Origin of the sequence: Nocardia sp. NPDC052112 (assembly GCF_040680135.1) — a bacterium.
In the GTDB taxonomy this organism is placed as follows: domain Bacteria; phylum Actinomycetota; class Actinomycetes; order Mycobacteriales; family Mycobacteriaceae; genus Nocardia.
Map to the genome: position 1 here is coordinate 1 of NZ_JBFAWD010000063.1, position 5,579 is coordinate 5,579.

1 protein-coding gene is annotated in these 5,579 nt (G+C 68.6%); it reads right to left on the reverse strand.

Annotated elements, in window-relative coordinates; translation table 11 throughout:
- Positions 1-5,579 (reverse strand): SDR family NAD(P)-dependent oxidoreductase (locus AB0L58_RS42800; RefSeq protein WP_364397426.1); only part of this gene is annotated, 5,579 nt, incomplete at both ends.

Here is a 5,579-nt window from a genome sequence, read left to right on the forward strand (position 1 = left end):
CACTGCGCACCCTGACCCGAGAACACCACACCCGTCGAACCCGGAACCACCCGGCCCGAAACCACACCAGAAGTGGTTTCGGCGCGGCTCAGCGCCCGCACACCCGCCAGCAAACCCGCACGGTCCTCGGCCAGGACAACCGCACGATGGTCGAACACCGCACGCGTGGACGCCAACGACAAACCGACATCCACGGGATTCACATCGTGATCACCGACATGGGATGCCAGCCGCTCGGCCTGACCGGCAAGAGCTTGCCCGCTGCGCGCCGAGACCACCCAAGGCAGCAGACCGTCCGCCGGAGCAACCGCCACCGGCTCCGGCTCCGCGGCCGCTGCCTGTTCGATAATGACGTGCGCGTTCGTGCCGCTGATACCGAACGAGGAGACACCCGCACGCCGCGGCCGATCCACCTCCGGCCACACCACCGCCTCGGTCAACAACCGCACCTGCCCCTCGGACCAATCAACCTTGGAACTGGGCGCATCGACATGCAGCGTCTTCGGCAACACCCCGTGCCGCATCGCCATGACCATCTTGATCACACCACCCACACCAGCCGCCGCCTGAGCGTGACCGATATTGGACTTCAACGATCCGAGCCACAGGGGACGATCGGCATTCCGCTCCTGCCCGTATGTGGCCAGCAACGCTTGGGCCTCGATCGGATCACCCAACGTGGTACCGGTGCCGTGCGCCTCCACCACATCCACCTCGGTCGGCGCGATCCCGGCATTGGCCAGTGCCTCCCCGATCACCCGCCGCTGCGAGGGACCGTTCGGCGCGGTCAAACCATTGGACGCACCATCCTGATTCACCGCCGAACCGGTCAGCACCGCAAGGACCCCATGACCGTTGCGACGGGCGTCGGACAGCCGCTCCAGCACCAGGATGCCGACACCCTCCGACCAGCCCACCCCATCGGCGGTGTCGGAGAAGGACTTACACCTGCCATCGGCCGACAGCCCGCGCTGCCGGCTGAATTCCACGAAAGTCTCCGGGGTGGCCATGACGGTGACGCCACCGGCCAGCGCCAGATCACACTCACCCGACCGCAACGACGCCGCCGCCGAATGCATCGCCACCAACGACGACGAACACGCCGTATCCACCGTGACCGACGGCCCCTCCAGCCCGAACACATACGAAACCCGCCCCGAAGCAATAGATCCCGCGTTCGCGTTGGCCGGATAGTCGTGATACATCATGCCGACCCACACACCGGTCCGACTGCCCTTCAACGAACCCGGATCGACACCCGCCCGCTCGAACGCCTCCCACGAAGTCTCCAACAGCAGAAACTGCTGCGGATCCATCAACGCCGCCTCATTCGGACTGATATTGAAGAACGCCGGATCGAACTCCCCAGCGGCATGCAGGAATCCACCCTCACGGGTGTAGGTGCTGTTCGGCTTCTCCCCTGCCGCATCGTAGAGACGATCGATATCCCACCCACGATTCACGGGGAACTGCGACGCCGCATCCGTCCCCGTCGCCACCAGGTTCCACAGCTCCTCAGGGGAACCCACCCCACCCGGATACCGGCATGCCATACCCACGATCGCAATGGGTTCGTCGAGCTGAGGGTTGCGGGTCCGGTCGGCTCCGCGAATGGTGTACTCCGACAGAGCCATTGCCGCGACCTGATGGTCGGCGAACTCACCGGCCAGGTATTCGGCCAGCGCCTGGGGTGACGGATAGTCGAACACCAAACTCGCCGGCAACCGCAGGCCCGTCACGGTCGCGAGGGCATTGCGGAACTCGACCGCGGAAATCGAATCGAAGCCCAGCTCGCTGAACGCCCTATCGGGTGCAATCGCATTCGCATTCCGATGCCCCAGAGTCGCCGCGACCTGACCGCGAACGGTTTCGACGAGCACACCAACGCGCTCGCTGTCGGGAGTCGCGGCCAAACGTGAACGCAACGCCGTAGCGCCGCCGGAAGCCGTCCGACGGCGAGCGGGAAGCAGCCCGGACAGCAGGGGCGTGGCAGACCCCGCGGTGCGGATGCCGTCCAGATCGAGACGGGCCAGCACGGGAGCGGCCGCATCGATTCCGGAAGCAGCGTCGAACAGCGCCAGACCCTGCTCTTCCGTCAGCGGCAGCATGCCCGACCGAGACATCCGGCGCCGCTCGGTGTCGCCGAGCTCCGCGCCCATACCCCCGTCCGCGCCCCACAGACCCCACGCGAGCGATTGCCCGCTGTGCCCGGATGCCTTGCGATGCACCGCCACCGCGTCCAAGCAGGCGTTCGCCGCCGAGTAGTTGCCCTGCCCCGGGTTGCCGAAGGTACCGGCAGCCGAACTGAACAGCACGAACGCCCGCAACGGCAGATCAGCGGTCAGCTCGTGCAGATGCAGGGCGGCGTCGACCTTCGGCCGCAAGACCGCGTCCATCCGCTCCGGGGTGAGCGCAGCGATCGCACCGTCATCGAGCACACCCGCCGTATGGAACACACCGGCGAGCGGACGGTCCGCGGGGATAGCGGCCAGCACCGCGGCCAGCGCGGCCCGGTCGGCGACGTCACACGCGACGAACTCGACCTCGGCGCCGAGCTGCCGCAGCTGGTCCCGCAGTTCGGTTGCACCGGGAGCGGATTCACCGCGCCGGCTCAACAACAACAGCCGGCGAACACCGCGCGCGGCCACCAGATGCCGGGCGAACAACCCACCGAGATAGCCGCTGGCACCGGTGATCAGCACCGTGTCGTCCGGAGCGAAGGACGCGCCGGTGACCGACGAGGGGGTCGCCCGGACAAGTCGCGCACCGAAGACCTGCCCGCCACGCACCGCCACCTGCGGTTCCTCGGCAGCCAGAATCCCGCCCAGCAGGCCGTCGATGTCGGAGTCGCTGTCCACCACCACGATCCGGCCACGGCCCTCCGCCTGGGCCGTACGGACCAGACCGGCTGCGGCGGCACCGGCCAGATTCGTAATATCTTCCCCGGCAACCGATACCGCACCGCTGGTCCGAACCACCAATGCGGACTCGCCCAACCGCTCATCGGCAAGCCACGACTGCAGCACCTGCAGCACACCGTGAGTCGCGGCCCGAACCGCATCCGGATCATTGCCCGCCGGGCAGTCCAACACCACCGCGGCCGGAGCCTTGTCACCCAGATCCGCCCACGACACCGCATCGATTCCGGTCCCGGACACCGAGATCGGTGTCCACTCGACCTGGAACACCGCGCTGCGGGCAACGGATGCACCGGTGGTGAGCTGCGCGGGGTCGATCGGCCGGGACGACAGCTGCCGCACCGTCGCCACCGCGGCTCCGGACGAATCGGCCAGATCCACCGCGACGGCATGGTCACCCACCCGGGTCAACCGCACCCGCAGCGCACCGGCACCCGCCGCGTGCACCGCGACCCCCGACCACTCGAACGGCAACTCCGGACCGGCGCCCTCGGCGCGCAGGTGGCCGGCCGGCCGCAGCGCATGCAGCGCGGCATCGAGCAGCGCCGGATGCAGCCCGAAACCCTCGCCGTCCCGCGGGTCCGGGAGGGCGACCTCGGCGAACACCTCTTCGCCGCGTTGCCACGCCGCCCGCAGGCCCCGGAAGACAGGGCCATACCCGTACCCGGCATCGAGCAGCTCGTCGTAGACGCCATCGACGTTCAAAACCTGCGCGCCGGCCGGTGGCCACGTTGCGAGATCCACGGCCGGCACGGACGCGCTCGGGGCAAGCGCCCCTTCGGCATTCAGCAGCCACGCTGGCGCCGCGTCGACATCCCCGTCCAGGCTGGAGAAGATCCGCACCCCGCGCCGGCCGGTCTCGTCCGCGGGATCGACCACGATGCGCACCGCGGCCCCATCGGACTCCGACAACACCAGCGGGGCCCGCAGCACCAGATCGGCCAGCATCGAGCAGCCGACCCGCTCCCCCGCGTACAGGGCCAGCTCGACGAATCCGGTGCCGGGGAACAATACGGCCCCGAGCACCAGGTGATCGGCCAACCACGGATGGGTTTGCACCGACAGGCGACCGGTCAAGATCATCGCGTCGGAGTCCGGCTGCGATACCACCACCGATACCAGCGGGTGGGCCGTCGCCACCAGACCCATTGCCCTGGCATCGCCGCCGCCGGCGGACCCCTCGGACATCCAGTACCGCCGACGCTGGAAAGCGTAGGTGGGCAGGTCGATTCGGCGGGCTCCGGTACCGGCGTACAGACCCGCCCAGTCGAGGTCGGCGCCCGCGACGAACAACCTGGCCAGGCCGGTCGGCACCGCGGCCACATCGGTCTGGTCCCGACGCGACAGCGCGGCCACGGTCGCCACGCCATCCCCGGTATCGAGCGTCTGCGCGATCATCGGGGTCAGCACCGCGTCGGGGCCGACCTCGGCGAACCGGGACACACCCATACCAGCCATCGCGATGACCGCGTCGGCGAACCGGACGGTGTCGCGGACCTGGCCGACCCAATACGCAGGATCCGACATCTCATCGGCGATCCTGGCCCCGGTCACCGTCGACACCAAGGGGATGCTGGGCCGGCCGAAGGTCAAACCCGCTATCGCCGAGGCGAATTCGGCCAGCATCGGCTCCATCGAGGCCGAGTGGAAGGCGTGCGAGACCCGCAATCGGTGTGTGCGCCAGCCCTGTTCGGCGCACTGTTCGGCGACGGCGAGAACATCGGCTTCGACACCGGACAGCACCACCGACGACGGGCCGTTGACTGCCGCGATCGACACCGCACCGGCCACCAGCAGCGGCAACACGTCGAGCTCGGAGGCACCCACGGCGACCATCGCCCCACCGGCGGGCAGCGCCTGCATCAACCGACCACGCGCGGCCACCAGCACACACGCATCTGTCAGCGACAACACACCGGCCACCTGCGCAGCAGCGACCTCACCGATCGAATGACCAGCCACCACATCGGACCGCACACCCCACGATTCGAGCAACCGGAACAACGCCACCTCGAACGCGAACAGACCTGCCTGCGCGAACACCGTCCGATCCACCAGATCACCGTCCGCCAACGCCACACCCAACGAAACAGGCTGCCCCAAAAGCGGATCCAACTCGGCGACAATCGCATCGAAGTGATCGGCGAACACCGGATAGGCGGTCCGCAGCCCGGCGGCCATACCGGCCCACTGCGCACCCTGACCGGAGAAGACGAAACCCGTCGACCCCGCCGCGACACGACCCGACACCACACCGGGTGCCTGCGTACCGGCCGCCAGCGCCATGGCGCCCGCGAGCAGATCGTCACGGTCATCGGCCAGGACAACCGCACGGTGCTCGAACACCGCACGGGTGGACGCCAGGGAGAAACCGACGTCGACCGGATCGTGGTCGCCCACATGCGATGCCAGGCGAGCGGCTTGAGCGGCGAGAGCCTCGGCGCTGCGAGCCGAGATCACCCACGGCCGCGCAGCCGGTATTGAAGCCGGCTCCGGAACCTGGGCCACCACCGGCGCGGTCACCGGGGCCTGCTCCACGATGAGGTGGGCATTCGTGCCGCTGATGCCGAACGAGGACACACCCGCACGCCGCGGCCGATCCACCTCCGGCCACACCACCGCCTCGGTCAACAAACGGACATGCCCCTCGGACCAATCAAC